This is a genomic window from Zavarzinia compransoris, assembly GCF_003173055.1.
GTDB classification, from domain to species: domain Bacteria; phylum Pseudomonadota; class Alphaproteobacteria; order Zavarziniales; family Zavarziniaceae; genus Zavarzinia; species Zavarzinia compransoris.
The window spans coordinates 628,015-643,856 of record NZ_QGLF01000002.1; the positions used below are offsets into that span (position 1 = coordinate 628,015).

The 15,842-nt window shown below is 68.5% G+C and carries 17 protein-coding genes and 1 riboswitch; of the genes, 14 read left to right on the forward strand and 3 right to left on the reverse strand.

From position 1 onward, the window contains the following. Position 1 precedes the first annotated feature (1 nt). From DKG75_RS08760 to DKG75_RS08785, 6 genes are all read left to right on the forward strand, one after another. On the forward strand, positions 2-457 hold the full coding sequence (locus DKG75_RS08760) for a DUF3592 domain-containing protein (protein ID WP_166646396.1): 456 nt from the start codon (positions 2-4) through the stop codon (positions 455-457). Further along, complete coding sequence (locus DKG75_RS08765; RefSeq protein WP_109920702.1) at positions 454-1,086, forward strand: DNA-3-methyladenine glycosylase family protein; 633 nt, start codon at positions 454-456, stop codon at positions 1,084-1,086. The genes DKG75_RS08760 and DKG75_RS08765 overlap by 4 nt, the downstream gene beginning before the upstream one ends. A 61-nt stretch (positions 1,087-1,147) precedes the next feature. Further along, the gene (locus DKG75_RS08770; protein ID WP_109920703.1) at positions 1,148-2,098 is read left to right on the forward strand and encodes a lipid A biosynthesis lauroyl acyltransferase; all 951 of its coding nucleotides are present in this window, start codon (positions 1,148-1,150) and stop codon (positions 2,096-2,098) included. A gap of 39 nt (positions 2,099-2,137) precedes the next feature. Then, positions 2,138-2,244, forward strand: a riboswitch (SAM-I-IV-variant riboswitch). Positions 2,245-2,285: 41 nt separating this feature from the next. Further along, entirely contained in the window at positions 2,286-3,206 is a 921-nt protein-coding gene (locus tag DKG75_RS08775; protein ID WP_109920704.1) for a homoserine O-succinyltransferase, read from the forward strand. Between the two features lie 18 nt (positions 3,207-3,224). Further along, positions 3,225-3,638 carry an NUDIX hydrolase gene (locus DKG75_RS08780; protein WP_243746478.1) on the forward strand — a complete coding sequence of 138 codons (414 nt, stop codon included), beginning with the start codon at positions 3,225-3,227 and terminating at the stop codon, positions 3,636-3,638. Next, positions 3,635-4,840, forward strand: a complete 1,206-nt coding sequence (locus DKG75_RS08785) for a trans-sulfuration enzyme family protein (RefSeq protein ID WP_109920706.1) — start codon at positions 3,635-3,637, stop codon at positions 4,838-4,840. The genes DKG75_RS08780 and DKG75_RS08785 overlap by 4 nt, the downstream gene beginning before the upstream one ends. A gap of 34 nt (positions 4,841-4,874) precedes the next feature. Here the strand turns inward: DKG75_RS08785 and DKG75_RS08790 are convergent, their stop codons facing one another. Then, positions 4,875-5,459, reverse strand: a complete 585-nt coding sequence (locus DKG75_RS08790; protein WP_109920707.1) for a biotin transporter BioY — start codon at positions 5,457-5,459, stop codon at positions 4,875-4,877. Between the two features lie 79 nt (positions 5,460-5,538). Continuing rightward, positions 5,539-6,519: a Fic family protein gene (locus DKG75_RS22970; RefSeq protein ID WP_166646395.1), complete on the reverse strand. Its 981-nt coding sequence runs from the start codon at positions 6,517-6,519 to the stop codon at positions 5,539-5,541. A 270-nt stretch (positions 6,520-6,789) separates the two neighbouring features. On the opposite strand from DKG75_RS22970, the gene DKG75_RS22975 reads away from it, so the two are divergent. Beyond that, positions 6,790-7,251, forward strand: coding sequence for a hypothetical protein (locus DKG75_RS22975; RefSeq protein WP_166646394.1), 462 nt, complete (start codon positions 6,790-6,792; stop codon positions 7,249-7,251). 52 nt (positions 7,252-7,303) lie between these two features. On the opposite strand, the gene acnA is transcribed toward DKG75_RS22975, so the two are convergent. Continuing rightward, positions 7,304-10,015: an aconitate hydratase AcnA gene (acnA, locus tag DKG75_RS08800; RefSeq protein ID WP_109920709.1), complete on the reverse strand. Its 2,712-nt coding sequence runs from the start codon at positions 10,013-10,015 to the stop codon at positions 7,304-7,306. 230 nt (positions 10,016-10,245) lie between these two features. On the opposite strand from acnA, the gene DKG75_RS08805 reads away from it, so the two are divergent. From DKG75_RS08805 to DKG75_RS08835, 7 genes are all read left to right on the forward strand, one after another. Further along, the gene (locus DKG75_RS08805) at positions 10,246-11,010 is read left to right on the forward strand and encodes a crotonase/enoyl-CoA hydratase family protein (RefSeq protein WP_109920710.1); all 765 of its coding nucleotides are present in this window, start codon (positions 10,246-10,248) and stop codon (positions 11,008-11,010) included. A 5-nt stretch (positions 11,011-11,015) separates the two neighbouring features. Beyond that, a complete protein-coding gene (gene ccmA, locus DKG75_RS08810) occupies positions 11,016-11,627 on the forward strand; it encodes a heme ABC exporter ATP-binding protein CcmA (RefSeq protein ID WP_109920711.1) in 612 nt (203 codons plus the stop codon). Positions 11,628-11,747: 120 nt separating this feature from the next. Further along, positions 11,748-12,413: a heme exporter protein CcmB gene (gene ccmB, locus DKG75_RS08815; RefSeq protein WP_109920712.1), complete on the forward strand. Its 666-nt coding sequence runs from the start codon at positions 11,748-11,750 to the stop codon at positions 12,411-12,413. Positions 12,414-12,464: 51 nt separating this feature from the next. After that, the gene (locus DKG75_RS08820) at positions 12,465-13,193 is read left to right on the forward strand and encodes a heme ABC transporter permease (RefSeq protein WP_109920713.1); all 729 of its coding nucleotides are present in this window, start codon (positions 12,465-12,467) and stop codon (positions 13,191-13,193) included. 4 nt (positions 13,194-13,197) lie between these two features. Continuing rightward, on the forward strand, positions 13,198-13,392 hold the full coding sequence (gene ccmD, locus DKG75_RS08825; RefSeq protein WP_109920714.1) for a heme exporter protein CcmD: 195 nt from the start codon (positions 13,198-13,200) through the stop codon (positions 13,390-13,392). After that, positions 13,389-13,880: a cytochrome c maturation protein CcmE gene (gene ccmE / locus DKG75_RS08830; protein ID WP_109920715.1), complete on the forward strand. Its 492-nt coding sequence runs from the start codon at positions 13,389-13,391 to the stop codon at positions 13,878-13,880. Before ccmD ends, ccmE begins: the two co-directional genes overlap by 4 nt. Beyond that, complete coding sequence (locus DKG75_RS08835) at positions 13,877-15,841, forward strand: heme lyase CcmF/NrfE family subunit (RefSeq protein WP_109920716.1); 1,965 nt, start codon at positions 13,877-13,879, stop codon at positions 15,839-15,841. The genes ccmE and DKG75_RS08835 overlap by 4 nt, the downstream gene beginning before the upstream one ends. Position 15,842: the final 1 nt, after the last annotated feature.

Here is a 15,842-nt window from a genome sequence, read left to right on the forward strand (position 1 = left end):
GATGGCGATCTGGATCGGGGCCCTTGTCCTGGCGCTGCTGGCCCTCGGGCTGGCGGGCCTCGTGCTGCGGGCGCAATGGCTCTACCGCCGCCGGCGCGCCTGGCCGACCACCACCGGCAAGGTCGCCCTGACCGGCCTCGACAGCGAACGGCGGATCCACCGCCATGCCGCGCGGCTGGTCCATCTGCCGACCGTCGCCTATCGCTATCAGGCGGGCGGGCGGAACCATATCGGCAGCCGCCTCGCCACCCGCGAGATCGTCTTCGAACAGGAAGCGGCGGCGACCGCCTTCCTCGCCCGCTTCCCCGCGGGCGCGCCGGTCACGGTCCATTACGATCCCGCCAGCCCCAATCAGGCCGTGCTCGAGGTCCGCCCGCCCGCGGTCGCCGTGCCGCTGGCCGTGGCCGGGCTGGCCGCCGTCGGCGCCGTGCTGCTCGTCTCCCTGGGGGGCGCATGAGCCGGGCCCCGGTCGATCACGAGACGGCGCTCGCCCGTCTCGCCCGGAAGTGCCGGCACATGCGCCGGGCCCTGGCCGAGGCCGGCAGCCCCCCGCCCCGGGTGCGCCGGCCGGGCTTTGCCGCGCTTGCCCGCATCATCGTCGAACAGCAGGTCTCGGTCGCGGCCGGCGCCGCCATCTGGGCGAAATTCGAGGCCGGCGTCGGCGGCAGCGCGACGCCGGCGGCCGTCCTCGCCTTCGACGAGGAGGAGCTTCGCCCCTTCGGCCTCAGCCGGCCCAAGGCGCGCTATATCCGGGCGCTCGCCGAGTCGGTGGCATCGGGCACGCTCGACCTCGACCGGGTCGACGGCCTGCCCGATGCCGAGGCCATCGCCGAACTGACCGCGGTCAAGGGCATCGGCCGCTGGACGGCGGAAATCTACCTGATGTTCGCCCTCGGCCGGATGGATCTCTGGCCCGCCCTCGACCTTGCCCTGGCCGAGGGGGCCTATCGCCTGATGGGGCTCGACGGGCGGCCCGATCCGAAGACGCTGGACGAGATCGGCCGGCGCTGGTCGCCGCACCGCTCGACTGCGGCCCTGGTGATCTGGCGCTATTACGCCTACAGCCGGCAGAAGCCCGCCTCTTGACCCCGCCGCCCGTCTCTTCCTATGGTCCGGCGCGCCTGACGGGCGCGGGAAAAGGACGAGCATGCGAAGCTGGTGGCTGAAGACGAAACTGCGCCTCTATCGTGCCCTGCTGCGCGTGCAGTGGGGGATCGAGGCGGCGGCGATCTTCCTCGTCCTCGGGCTGTGCAAGCTGCTCGGGCCCGACCGGGCCTCGGCGCTCGGCGGTTTCGTCGCCAGCCGCCTGGGGCCCAGGATCGGCGTCTCCAGGACCGCCCGGCGCCAGCTCGAAACGGTCTTTCCCGGCCTCGGCGAGGCCGAGCGCGAGCGCATCGTGCGCGGCGTCTGGGACAATCTGGGGCGCTATTTCACCGAATACGCCCATCTCCGCACCCTCTGGCCCCAGGATTTCGACGTCGACCTGACCCGGCCGGGCGCCCGGGTGGAGGTCGCGCCCGAGGTGGTGGAGCGCTTCCTCAAGATCCGCGACGACGGCCTGCCGGCGATCATCTTCACCGGCCATCTCGGCAATTGGGAAGTGCTGGGGGCCGGCGCCGCCCATTACGACCTGCGCATGGCCGCCATGTTCCGGGCGCCGAACAATCCGATCGCGGAAAAGGTCCTGTTGAACATCCGCGGCGCCGCCATGGGCAAGCTGATCCCGACCGGCTTCCAGGCCGCCCTGCTGGCCGCCCGCGAATTGGAGGCCGGCGGCCATCTCGGCATGCTGGTCGACCAGCATTTCAGCCGCGGCGTCGCCATCCCCTTCCTGGGGCGCGAGGCCCGGACCTCGACCACCCTGGCCAAGCTGGCGCGGAAGTTCAAATGCCCGGTCTACGGCGCCTGGGCCGAACGGCTGGACGGCTGCCGCTTCCGCATCCACATGACGGAAGAATTCGACTTCGCCGAGGAATACGAGATGGCCGACGCCAAGGCGGCGGAAACCGCGATCATGGCCCGGGTGACGGCGGAAATCGAAACCTGGGTGCGGGCCCGGCCCGACCAGTGGAACTGGCTGCACCGGCGCTGGCGCTGAACTGCCCCTTGCCAAAGCGGGCGGCCCGTCCTAGATAGGGATCGACATCAAGAGTTGGGGTGACGCCCAACGCCAACCTGCTTTCCGGGCAAGGTGGTGCTCCCGCGTGGGAGGATGTGGCCGAACCGGCAACCAAACGGATCAAGCCACGGGCGTCGTCTCCGCAGAGAGCCAGGACGACGCAGCCATGCCGATCAAGATACCGGACGATCTCCCCGCCAGCCGCGTGCTCGAGGAAGAGGGCGTCATGGTCATGCGCGAGACGGATGCGGTCCGGCAGGACATCCGTCCCTTGCGCATCGGCCTGCTCAACCTGATGCCCAACAAGATCAAGACCGAGACGCAGCTGGCGCGCCTGATCGGCTCGACCCCGCTCCAGGTCGAACTGACCCTGGTGCGGCTGACCGACCATGTCTCGCGCCACACCTCCGCCGACCATATGGCGGCCTTCTACCGCCCCTGGGACGAGGTGCGGGCCGAGCGTTTCGACGGCTTCATCATCACCGGCGCCCCGGTCGAGCGGCTGGCCTATGCCGAGGTCACCTATTGGGACGAGCTTTGTCGCATCCTCGACTGGTCGCAGACCCATGTCCACCGCAGCTTCAACATCTGCTGGGCGGCCCAGGCGGCCCTGTTCCACCACTACGGCATCGAGAAATACGAACTGCCGGAAAAGGCGTCGGGCGTCTTCCCGCACCAGAATCTGGCGCCGAATTCACCCTTCATGAAAGGGTTCTCGGACGATATCGCCATCCCGGTCTCGCGCTGGACCGAGCTTCGGCGCGAAGACATCCTGCGCGCCGGCGGGCTGGAGATCCTGGCCGAGAGCGAGGTGACCGGGCCCTGCCTCGTGCATGACCCGAGGCATCACGCCCTGCACATGTTCAACCACCTCGAATATGACACCAAGACCCTGGCGGACGAATATTTCCGCGACAGCCAGGCGCCGGGCGGTGCCAAGCTGCCGTTCAATTACTTCCCCGGCGACGACCCGGCGCGGAAGCCGGCCAATGTCTGGCGCAGCCACGGCCACCTGCTGTTCGGCAATTGGGTGAACGAGATGTATCAGACCACCCCCTATGACATCGACGAGATCGGCCGGGCCTGATCCCCGATGCCGGAGGAGATGCGCCGCCCCGTCGCTGCCGTGATCGCCGTGGTGATCCGCGGCGGCTGCGCGCTTCTGGTGCGGCGGCGCAACCCGCCGGACCAGGGGCGCTGGGGCTTTCCCGGCGGCAAGGTCGATTTCGGCGAGACCCTGGGCGCCGCCGCCTTGCGCGAATTGTTCGAGGAAACGGGCATCGAGGCGACGGCGGGGCCGGTGATCACGGCCGTCGATGTCATCGGGGCGGACCATCACTATGTCCTGGTCGCCGTGCCGTGCCACTGGCGCGGGGGCGAGCCCCGGGCCGGCGACGATGCGGAAGCCGCCGCCTGGTTCGCCCTCGATGCCTTGGAGGGGGGCGACCTGCCCCTGAGCGCCGGGGTCGCCCGGCTGGCGCGGCGGGCCGCGGCCCTGCTTGCGGGAGAAACCTCATGACCGACCGGCGCGATCCTGCCACCCTGGCCCTGCATGGTGCGGGCGGCGAGCGGAGGGCGGGCAGTCCCGTCTCGCCCTCGATCACGGTTGCGACCAGTTTCCATGCCGATCCGGCCGGGATCGGCTTTTCCGCCAACGACCTCGCGGGCACGCCGCCGCCCTTCTATACCCGCTGGGGCAACCCGACCGTGGCCGAACTGGAAAGCCGCCTGGCCCTGCTCGAAGGCGGGGCGGGGGCTGTCGCCTTCGCCAGCGGCATGGCGGCGATCTCGGGCCTGTTCCTGTCGGTGCTGGGGGCCGGTGACCACCTCGTGCTGTCGGACGTCTGCTATGCCGGGGTGGCGGAACTGGCGCAGGACATCCTGCCCCGCTACGGGATCGAGGTAACCCTGGTCGATACCGGCGATACCGCCGCGGTGGCGGCGGCGATCCGGCCCGGGATCACCCGCCTCGTCCATGCCGAGACGCCGGCCAACCCGATCCTGCGCCTGTCCGACATCGCGGCCCTGGCCGGGGTGGCCCATGCGGCGGGGGCGCTGCTGTCGGTGGATTCGACCATCGCGACGCCGATCGCGACCCGGCCGCTGGCCCTTGGCGCCGATTTCGTCGTCCATTCCCTGACCAAATATATCTGCGGCCATGGCGATGCGCTGGGCGGCATCGTCGTCGCCGCGCGGGCTGGGGACCTGACGGAGATCCGCAACGGCGCGCTGATCCATCACGGCGCGGCCCTGTCGCCCTTCGCCGCCTGGGCGATCCTGCGCGGGCTGGAAACCCTGGTGCCGCGCCTGCGCCTGCACGAGGAGAATGCCCGCGCCGTGGCGAATTTCCTCGAAAACCATCCGGCCGTCGGGCATGTGCTCTGGCCCGGCCTCGACAGTCATCCCCAGGCCGCCCTGGCCCGGCGCCAGATGGCCAATTTCTCGGGCCTGCTGTCCTTCACGGTGACGGGGGACGGGCGGGCCCTTGCGGCGCGGATGGCGGCGGACCTGCGGGTGGCTTCCTATGCCGTTTCGCTCGGCAAGACCAAGAGCCTGATCTTCTACATCCCGACCGAGGACATCCTGCGCTCCTCGTTCCGGCTTGCCGGCCGGGCGGCGGACAATTACCGCGCCGCGGCCGGGGACGGGGTGTTCCGGCTTTCGGTCGGGCTCGAGGGGGCGGCGGACCTGATCGCCGATCTCGACCGCGTCCTGCGGTAGGCACCGCCGGACCGCGGGGGCCCGGCGGCGGCGATCAGCCGCGCAGCGCGGCCAGCAGTTTCCAGGCCCCGGGCAGCATGACGGCGGCCAGCGCGATCTTGAACAGGTCGCCGGGCACGAAGGGCAGCAGGCCGGCCTGCACCAGCGCCTCGCCATAGCCGAGATAGGTGCCGAGCCAGGCCAGGCCGCAGGCATAGATGGCCAGATTGCCCAGCACCATGGCCGCCGCCGTGGTCAGCGCCCTGCGATCCCAGCCGCGCTCGCCAAGGCTGCCCAGGATGCCGGCGGCAAGGACCATGCCCAGCAGGTAGCCCCCGGTCGGCCCCATCATATAGGCAAGGCCGATACCCTTTTCCGGCGTGCCGGCAAAGACCGGCAGGCCCAGCGCGCCTTCGAGCAGGTAGAGCCCGACCGTCGCCAGCGCCAGATTGCGCCCCGCCGCCATGGCGAAGCCCAGCACCACCAGGGTCTGCATGGTGATCGGCACCGGCAGGAAGGGCACCTGCACCTTGGCCGACGCCCAAAGCGCCAGCGAACCCGCGACGACGATCAGGGCCTTGCGAATCAGGCTGCCCTCCCCGGCGATCAGGGTGGGCGACAGGGGTTGGGACGCGATCATCGGGGTGACTCCGAAAGATGAACCGAAGTCCGATCAGAAGCACAATCGCCGGCCCCTGTACAGGCGCGGGCGGCGCAGGTCAGGTTTCACCCCGCGCATCGGCGATCGCCTTTTCAAGGGCGGCCACCTCCGCGTCCGTCAGTTCGGGGAAGTCGGCGCGCTTCGCCTTGGACAGTACGCCCGCATTCTGCATGCAGAGCTTGAAGAACAGATGCAGGCGCCGGTCCGGCATGTCCACGATCTCGCGCATGGCAGCGGTCGCCTTGTCGAAGACCGCCAGGAAGCCCAGTTCCTGGCGGAAATCATTGGCGATCGTATCGATTACCCGGTCGTAGAGGAATTCCGCCTGTGCGGTGGCGTCGAAGTATCGGTAGAGGGGGCCGGTGTCGTGATGGACACGCATCTCCCCGCCCTTGAGGCTCCAATCGATCACGCCGAACAGCGGTGCGGAAAAACGCTCCAGCACACGGTCGTAGTCGTGCTTCTGGCGCAGAATAGCGGCGGAAACCGGAAAGATCAGGCCCTTCGGTGTAATGTCATGGGTGGCCAATGTATTGTGAATCAGGAAACGGTGAATGCGGCCATTGCCGTCCTCGAAGGGGTGGATGAAGACGAAGGCGAAGGAAATGACGGCCGCTGCAATGACCGGATCAATCTCGTGCTCCAGAAAAAGCAGGCTATAGGCGAGTTTTTGCCAACCCAGCATCAGCCGGCTGACATCTTCCGGCCGTGGGCAGATGTAGTGAATGCGCTCGGCGAAATCCGTTGTCGTCTCGCCGACGAAATTCTGAAAATCGCGCCAGTCCGTGGCCGCATAGCGCGGATCGACGATCTGGCCCTGAAGCCAGATCAACTGTGCCTTGTCCGTCGGGTCAAAGGCAGCGGCCTCGCGCAGGATGGCCGTGAAACGCGCCGCTCGCTGCGCGGTCGGGCGTTCCCCCTCGATGGCGAAGGAGGATCGGGTTTCTTTCGTATAGAGAAAGTTGACCGCCCGTGTGACGAGATCGGGGTCATAGTCGCGGGCCAGTTCGCGCACGGCCCCGGCGATATCGACGGCCATCAGGCTTTCCAGCCGGGCGGTCCGCCGGACGATGATCGCCAGATCGCGGTTGCCGAGAAGGTTGTTCTGAACCCGGTGGCGTGGGGAGTTGAGGCGCTTCCCCGTTATGTGCCGCTGCGGATCGAGCGCCGGGACATAGGTGCCGACCTTGATGTCCGGTAGGTCGAGGCGCGTGCCGGTGAAATACTCATAGAGGAACCAGATCTGCCGGCTGTATTTGCTGGTCGGGGCCGTCCTGACCCAGGCGCATAGTTCTGCCGGGGGCAGGCGGTGGAGCGTTGCGACGATGATCCGAAGGTCCAGCGGTTCATGTTTCAGGCTGAACTTCAGGTGATCGAATGCTGTTTCACCCGGCCAATAGCGGGCGGGATAGAATTCGGTGCAGCGATCGCCGTCATGGACAGTCCGGCGGCTGCCGGGGCTGCAGAAACTCTCCATGGCGGACGGGGGGACGGCGATGTCGAAACGCTGGCGCAGCCATGCCTGCCCGATGGCGAAATATTCTTTCTCCGTTCCGGCTTGCCCTGCCATTTCAATTCCGCGCCTGGTAAAACGATTACATTATGCACGATTGCTGGAAAAACGATAACAAAGATCCCCTGGATCGTTATCAAAGATCCCCTGGATCGTTATCGAAGCCATCGGCGCTGGCGAAACGATAACTGGCGTGGCGAAATGATTCGAAATCGGCGGTTTGGTGGAAAAACGATAATTTCGGCGATCCGGCCATGAAAAAGGCCGGGGCGTTGCCGCCCCGGCCTTGTCCGACAGGCTTGCGGGCGGATCAGGCCGCCAGCAGGCCGCGCAGCACATATTGCAGAATGCCGCCGTTCTTGAAGTATTCGACTTCATCGACGGTATCGATGCGCAGCAGCAGCGGAATCTCCGTCACGGTGCCGTCCGCCTTGGTGATGCGGCAGGTGACATCCATGCGCGGGGTCAGGTTCTCGGCGAAGCCGACGAGGTCGATCACGTCGGTGCCTTCGAAGCCGATCGACTTGCGGTCCGCGCCGTCCTTGAAGACGAGCGGGAGCACGCCCATGCCGACGAGGTTCGAGCGGTGGATGCGCTCGAAGCTCTCGGCGATCACGGCCTTCACGCCCAGCAGGTTGGTGCCCTTCGCCGCCCAGTCGCGCGACGAGCCGGTGCCGTATTCCTTGCCGGCGACGACGATCAGGGGCACGCCGGCCTTCTGATACTTCATCGAGGCGTCGTAGATGGCTTCGGTCTTCGGCTCTTCGAGAGTCTCGCCCGGTTTGCCGAAATACTTGGTCACGCCGCCCTCGGTGCCCGGCACCAGTTCGTTCTTGATGCGGATGTTGGCGAAGGTGCCGCGCATCATGACTTCATGGTTGCCGCGCCGCGCCCCGTACTGGTTGAAGTCGGCGACGTCGACCTTGTTCTTCACCAGATACTTGCCGGCCGGGCTTTCCTTCTTGATGTTGCCGGCGGGCGAGATGTGGTCGGTCGTGATCGAGTCCGCGAAGATCGCCAGGATGCGGGCGCCGGTCACCTCGGACACCGCCTTGGGGGCGGCGGGCATCTTGTCGAAATAGGGCGGGTTCTGGATGTAGGTCGAGGTGTTGTCCCAGGCATAGGTCTGGGATTCCGTGGTCTTGACCTTCTTCCAGTGGCTGTCGCCGCCGAAGACGTCCTTGTACTGGGTGCGGAACTGGGCCGCGGTCACGCACTTGCGGACGGTTTCGGTGATTTCCTCGTTCGAGGGCCAGATGTCCTTGAGGTAGACCGGCTTGCCGCCCTTGCCGGTGCCGATCGGTTCCTTGGTCAGGTCGATCTTCAGCGAGCCGGCGATGGCATAGGCGACGACCAGCATGGGCGAGGCGAGGTAGTTCGCCTTGACCAGCGGGTTCACGCGGCCTTCGAAGTTGCGGTTGCCCGAGATCACGGCGCCGGCGACGAGGTCGCCCTTGGTCACGGCCTCGGCCACTTCCTCGGGCAGGGGGCCCGAGTTGCCGATACAGGTGGTGCAGCCGTAGCCGACCAGGTTGAAGCCGAGCTTGTCGAGCGCCTTGTCGACGCCGGCCTTGGCCAGGTAATCGGTCACGACCTTGGAACCGGGCGCGAGCGAGGTCTTCACCCAGGGCTTCACCTTCAGGCCGGCGGCGACGGCGTTGCGCGCCAGAAGGCCGGCGCCCAGCATCACGCTCGGGTTCGAGGTGTTGGTGCAGGAGGTGATGGCGGCGATGGTCACATGGCCGTGGTCGACCTCATATTTGCCCGAGGCCACCTTCACCGGCTGGCTTTCCTTGCCCGCCTTGTCGAAGCCGGGCTTCGGCTTCACCAGTTCGGACAGGAAGTTCTCGGCGATGCCCGACAGCGGCACCCGGTCCTGCGGCCGGCGCGGGCCGGCCAGCGAGGGCTCGACCGAGGAAATGTCGAGTTCGAGGGTCGAGGTGAACACCGGGTCCTTGCTGCGCGCGGTGCGCCACAAGCCGTTGGCCTTGGCATATTCCTCGACCAGGGCGACGCGGCCGGGCTTGCGGCCGGTCGACTTCAGGAAGGCGATGGTCTCGGCGTCGATCGGGAAGAAGCCGCAGGTCGCGCCGTATTCCGGCGCCATGTTGGCGATGGTCGCGCGGTCGGCCAGCGACAGCTGATCGAGGCCCGGGCCGTAGAATTCGACGAACTTGCCGACCACGCCGTGCTTACGCAGCATCTGGGTGACGGTCAGCACGAGGTCGGTCGCGGTGGTGCCTTCCTTCAGCTTGCCGCGCAGCTTGAAGCCGACGACTTCCGGGATCAGCATGGAGATCGGCTGGCCCAGCATGGCCGCCTCGGCCTCGATGCCGCCGACGCCCCAGCCGAGGACGGCGAGGCCGTTCACCATGGTGGTGTGGCTGTCGGTGCCGACCAGCGTGTCCGGATAGGCGACGTTGACCCGGCCTTCCTTGGCGGTCCAGACCGTCTGCGCCAGATATTCGAGGTTCACCTGGTGGCAGATGCCGGTGCCCGGGGGCACGACGCGGAAATTGTTGAACGCCTGCTGGCCCCAGCGCAGGAAGCCGTAACGCTCGGCGTTGCGCTCGTATTCCAGCTTCACGTTGTCCTTGAACGCGGCCTTGGAGCCGAACTCGTCGACGATCACGGAATGGTCGATGACGAGGTCGACGGGCGAGAGCGGGTTGATCCGGTTCGGGTCGCCGCCCATGGCGGCCATGGCGTCGCGCATCGCGGCAAGGTCGACGACGGCGGGCACGCCGGTGAAGTCCTGCATCAGCACGCGCGCCGGACGGAAGGCGATCTCACGGTCGGACTTCTTGTCCTTCAGCCATTCGGCGACGGCCTTGATGTCGTCGACGGAGACGGTGGTGCCGTTCTCGTTGCGCAGCAGATTTTCGAGCAGGACCTTGAGCGAGACGGGGAGCAGCGACAGATCGCCGAGAGTCTTCTCCGCAGCCTTGAGGCTGAAATAGTCGTAGGAGGATTTGCCTACGGTCAGTTTCTTTCGGGTTTTCAGGCTGTCGAGCGAGGGCACGGAGCAACTCCATGAATGAACTTGTCAAATGACGACACGGGGGCCGGCGCCGATGATGCGAAGGCACGGGGGTGGCGATCAGCCGCGTGGATCGATTCGAGCATAGAGAGACCCGCCGCGAAGGTGAAGTCCCGACGATGGTCGTGCCCCTTGGTTTCGCGCGATTTTTGTGGTCTGGGCCCCGGCCTTGCCTATGATGCGCGCGAAGACGAATGCCTGGGAGGCCTGCCATGGCGGTACATGTCGAGACCCGCGGCCCGGTGACCACGATCATCCTGTCGCGCCCGCACGCGCGGAATGCCGTCGACCGGCCGACCGCGGAAGCGCTGGCCGACGCCTTCCGCGCCTTCGATGCCGACGAGGAGGCGAAGGTCGCCGTGCTCTGGGGCGACCACGGCACCTTCTGCGCCGGCGCCGATCTCAAGGCCCTGGCCGCGGGCGAGAACGTCAACCGTGCCGAGCCGGACGGCGACGGCCCCATGGGGCCCACCCGTCTCGACCTGTCGAAGCCGGTGATCGCGGCGATCGCCGGCCATGCGGTCGCCGGCGGTCTCGAACTATCGCTCTGGGCCGATCTCCGAGTCGCGGAGGAGGATGCGATCCTCGGCGTCTTCTGCCGGCGCTTCGGCGTGCCCCTGATCGACGGCGGCACCGTGCGCCTGCCGCGCATCATCGGCCAGGGCCGGGCGCTCGACCTCATCCTCACCGGGCGCGCGGTCGGCGCGGCCGAGGCGCTGGCGCTCGGCCTCGTCAACCGCGTGGTGCCGAAGGGCGAGGCGCGGGCCGCGGCGGAAGCGCTGGCGGCCGAGATCGCGGGCTTCCCCGAGGTCTGCATGCGGTCCGACCGGCGCTCCGTCTACGAGCAATGGAACCTCTCGCTCGACAGCGCGCTTCAGAACGAATTCTACCTCGGCTCGGCGGCGCTGGAGAGTGCCGCCGCCGGCGCCGCCCGTTTCGTCGAGGGGGCGGGCCGGGGCGGCGGCAAGGTCGGCTGACCATCATGCTGGCGGCATCCGGCCTCGGCATCATCCGGGGCGAGCGGGCGGTCTTCGCCGGTCTCGATCTCTTCGTCGCCCCCGGCGAGGCGGTGGTCCTCCGCGGGCCGAACGGGGCGGGCAAGTCCACCCTGCTGCGCCTCCTTGCCGGCCTGCTGGCGCCGACCGCCGGGCGGGTAACCTGGGACGGTGCCGCGATCGACGACGACCGCGAGGGCCACGGCCGCCGCCTGCGCTATGCCGGCCACGGCGACGCGCTGAAATTCGCCCTCACCGTTTTCGACAATCTCGCCTTCTGGGCCCGTTTCGAGCGGACGCCGGCTGCCGCCGTCGAGGCCGCGCTCGACCGGCTCGGCCTCGGCGCCCTGGCGGACCTGCCGGCGGGGGTCCTGTCGGCGGGGCAGAAGCGGCGCCTGGGGCTGGCCCGGCTGGCGCTCGCGCCCCGCGCGCTCTGGCTGCTCGACGAGCCGACGGTCTCGCTCGATGCCGCCTCGGTCGAGAAACTCTCGGGCCTGATCTGGGATCACCGCGCCGCCGGCGGCATGGTCGTGGTCGCCACCCACGACGGCCTGAACCTGCCCGCGGCCCGCACCTTCACGCTGGAGAAGGCGGCATGAGCGGCGGCGGCGCTTTTCCCCTCACCCCGGCCCTCTCCCCGGAGGGGCGAAGGAGGACGCGGCATCGACTCCCTCGCCCCCCTGGGGAGAGGGCCGGGGTGAGGGGAAAGGCCTGATCCCATGAGCGCCTTTTCCGCCCTGCTGCGCCGCGACCTGCGGCTGGCCTTCTCGCACGGGGGCTCGGTCGGCCTCGTCGTCGGCTTCTTCGTCATCGCCGCGACCCTGTTCCCGCTGGCGGCGGGGCCGGAGCGGCAGGAACTGGCGCGGGTGGCGCCGGCGGTGATCTGGATCGGGGCGCTGCTCGCGACCCTGCTCTCCCTCGACCGGCTGTTCCAGGCCGATCTCGAGGACGGCAGCCTGGACCTGCTGCTGGCCGGGGGGGCGCCGGTGTCGCTGGTGGTCCTGGCCAAATGCCTGGCCCATTGGCTGTCGACAGGCTTGCCGCTGGTGGTCGTCTCGCCGCTGCTGTCGCTGCTGCTCGGCCTCGATCCGCCGGGGATGGCCATGCTCGGCCTCACCCTGCTGCTGGGCACGCCCACCCTCTCCCTGATCGGGGCGGTCGGCGCCGGGCTGACGGTCGGGGTGCGCCGGGCCGGGATCCTGATCGCCGTCCTGGTGCTGCCGCTCTATGTCCCGGTGCTGATCTTCGGGGCGGGGGCGGTCGATCTCGCCCTGCTCGGCCTCGATACCGGGCCGAGCCTTGCCCTGCTCGGCGCGATCCTGCTGGTCAGCCTGCCGGTCGGTACCCTGGGCACGGCGGCGGCGCTGCGCCTCGCTGTACTTTAAGATGATCTGGATCATGTTGTTGTCGGGCGCGGTCGGGGATAAACAATCACCATGTTCACGCGCCTCGCCAATCCGACCCGCTTCATCCGCCTTGCCGACCGGCTGCTGCCCTGGCTTGGCGGGCTGACCCTGATCGCCTTTGCCGTCGGCCTCGCCTGGGGTCTCGGGTTCGCGCCGCCGGACTATCAGCAGGGCGATACGGTGCGGATCATGTTCGTCCATGTCCCGGCGGCCTGGCTGTCCATGTTCGCCTATAGCTTCATGGCGGCGGCGAGTTTCGTCGCCTTGGTCTGGAAGCATCCGCTGGCCGATGTCGCGGCCAAGGCGGCGGCGCCGCTCGGGGCCGGCTTCTGCCTTGTCGCCCTCGTTACCGGCTCGCTCTGGGGGCAGCCGATGTGGGGGACGTGGTGGGTCTGGGATGCCCGGCTCACCTCCATGCTGGTGCTGTTCTTCCTTTATGTCGGCTATATCGCCCTCTGGTCCGCGATCGACGAACCGGAGCGGGCGGCGCGGGCGGCCGCCATCCTGGCGCTGGTCGGCGCGGTCAATGTGCCGATCGTCAAATTCTCGGTCGACTGGTGGTCGACCCTGCACCAGCCGGCCAGCGTCATCCGCATGGACGGGCCGACCATCGATGCCTCGATCCTGTGGCCGCTGGCGATCTGCGCCCTGGCGTTCCAGCTTTATTTCGTCACCGTGCTGCTGTGGCGGATGAAGGCGGAACTGCTCAACCGCCGGATCCGGGCCCTGACCCTCGGCCTTGCCGCGCGGGAGGCGTGAAGCCATGGACGCGCTGCTCGCCTTTCTCGCCATGGGCGGTTATGCCGCATTTGTCTGGCCCGCCTTCATCCTCACCTTCGCGGTCGTGATCGGCCTTGCCGTCGGCAGCTGGCGCAGCCTCAAGCGCGCCGAAGCCCGGCTGGCCCTGCTCGAACAAGCCCGCCCGCCGCGGCGGGGCCGCCAGAGGACCGCCGCATGACCCCGCGCAAGCGCCGCCGCCTGATGATCGGCATCGCCGGCCTGGCCTGCCTGGGCGCCGCCGCCGGCCTCGTGCTGTCGTCGCTGGGCGACCAATTGGTATTCTTCCTGTCGCCGACCGAAATCGTCGCCAAGGCGCCACCGCCGACCCAGCGCATCCGCATCGGCGGCCTGGTCGAACAGGGCTCGGTCAAGCGGAGCGCGGATGGCGTCGAGGTCAGCTTCCGCATCACCGACCTCACCACCAGCGTGCCCGTCACCTATCGCGGCCTGCTGCCCGCCCTGTTCCGCGAGGGCCAGGGCGTGGTCGCCGAGGGCCACCGCCAGCCCGACGGCTCGGTCCTTGCCGCCGAGGTCCTGGCCAAGCACGACGAGACCTATATGCCGAAGGAAGTGGTCGAGGCGCTGAAGGCCTCGGGCCGCTGGCAGGAGGGCGATCCCCTGCCCACCGGGCCCCATCCCGGCACCGAAGGCGCGGTGACCCAATGATCGCCGAACTCGGCCATTTCGCCCTGATTCTCGCCTTCGTCATCGCCCTGGTGCAGGGCACGGTGCCCCTGGTCGGTGCGGCGCGCGGCCACCTGCCCGCGGTCCGGCTGGCGGATACGGCGGCGGTGCTGCAATTCACCCTGGTCGCCGGGGCCTTCGCCGCCCTGACCCATGCCTATGTCACCTCGGACTTCTCCCTGGTCAATGTGGTGGCCAATTCCCATTCGCAGAAGCCGATGCTCTACAAGGTCACCGGCGTCTGGGGCAATCACGAGGGTTCGCTGCTGCTCTGGGCCCTGATGCTCACCCTGTTCGGGGCCCTGGTCGCCCTGTTCGGCCGCAACCTGCCCGATACGTTCCGGGCCCGGGTGCTGGCGGTGCAGGGGCTGGTCGGGGTCGGCTTCATCGCCTTCATGATCTTCACCTCGAACCCCTTCGAGCGGATCGATCCCGCCCCCCTCGAGGGCAACGGCCTGAACCCGATCCTGCAGGACCCGGGCCTCGCCTTTCATCCGCCCTTCCTTTATGCCGGCTATGTCGGCATTTCGATCGCCTTCTCCTTTGCCGTCGCCGCCCTGATCGAGGGGCGGGTGCCGCCGTCCTGGGCGCGCTGGGTGCGGCCCTGGACCCTGGCGGCCTGGTCGATGCTGACCATCGGCATCACCGGCGGCTCCTATTGGGCCTATTACGAATTGGGCTGGGGCGGCTTCTGGTTCTGGGATCCGGTGGAAAACGCCTCGCTCATGCCCTGGCTGGCGGCGACCGCCCTGCTGCATTCCGCGATCGTGGTCGAGAAGCGCGACACGCTGAAAAGCTGGACCATCCTGCTCGCCATTCTCGCCTTCTCGCTGTCCCTGCTCGGCACCTTCCTGGTGCGCTCGGGCGTGCTGACCTCGGTCCATGCCTTCGCCTCCGATCCGACCCGCGGCTTCTTCATCCTGGTCTTCCTGCTGGCGGTGACCGGGGGGGCGCTCACCCTCTATGCCCTGCGCGCCCCGGCGCTGAAGGCCGGCGGCATGTTCCAGACCGTCAGCCGGGAAGGGGCGCTGGTCCTCAACAACCTGCTGCTGGCGACCGCGACCGCGACCGTCCTGATCGGCACCCTCTATCCCCTGATCCTGGATTGGACCGGCGGGGCCAAGGTCTCGGTCGGGCCGCCCTATTTCAATGCCACCTTCCTGCCCCTGCTGGGGCCCCTGATGGCGGCGCTGGCGGTGGGGCCGCTGCTGCCGTGGAAACGCGGCGACCTGGGCGCCGTGGTCGGCCGGCTCAAAATCGTCGCCGGGATCGCGTTCGCCGGTGCCCTTGCCGTCTTCTGGGCGGTGGGGCAGGGGCCGGTGCTCGCGCTCGTCGCCTTCGGCTTCGCCTTCTTCCTCGGCGGTGCCGTCATCGTCGAACTGCTGGAGCGGGCGCAATGGCGGAAGCTCGGCGCCGGCGGGGCGCTGCGGCGCCTCGTGCACCTGCCGCGCGGCGCGGTCGGCATGACCCTGGCCCACCTCGGCCTCGCGGTCTCGGTCTTCGGCGTTGCCGCCGCGACCGGTTTCGCGACCGAGCACCAGGGCATCATGAAGCCGGGCGACAAGGTCGAGATCGGCGGCTACAGCCTGACCTTCAAGGGCGTGACCGAGGTGCCGGGGCCGAACTACACCGCCCGGCGCGGCATGTTCGAGGTGGCGGGCGTCGGCGTCATGACGCCGGAAACCCGCCGCTTCCAGAGCCCGCCCCAGGAAACCACCGAGGCGGCGATCCACCCGACCGTGGCCGGCGATCTCTATGTCGTCGTCGGCGAGCCGACCGGGCCCGGCTATGCCGTCCGCCTCTATTGGAAACCCTTCGTCCTGTGGATCTGGGCCGGCGGCCTGCTGATGGCGGCGGGCGGCTTCGTCTCCCTCAGCGACCGGCGGCTGCGGGTCGGCGCGCCGCTGCGCCGGGCCCAGGCTGTGCCCCAGGCGGCGGAATAGG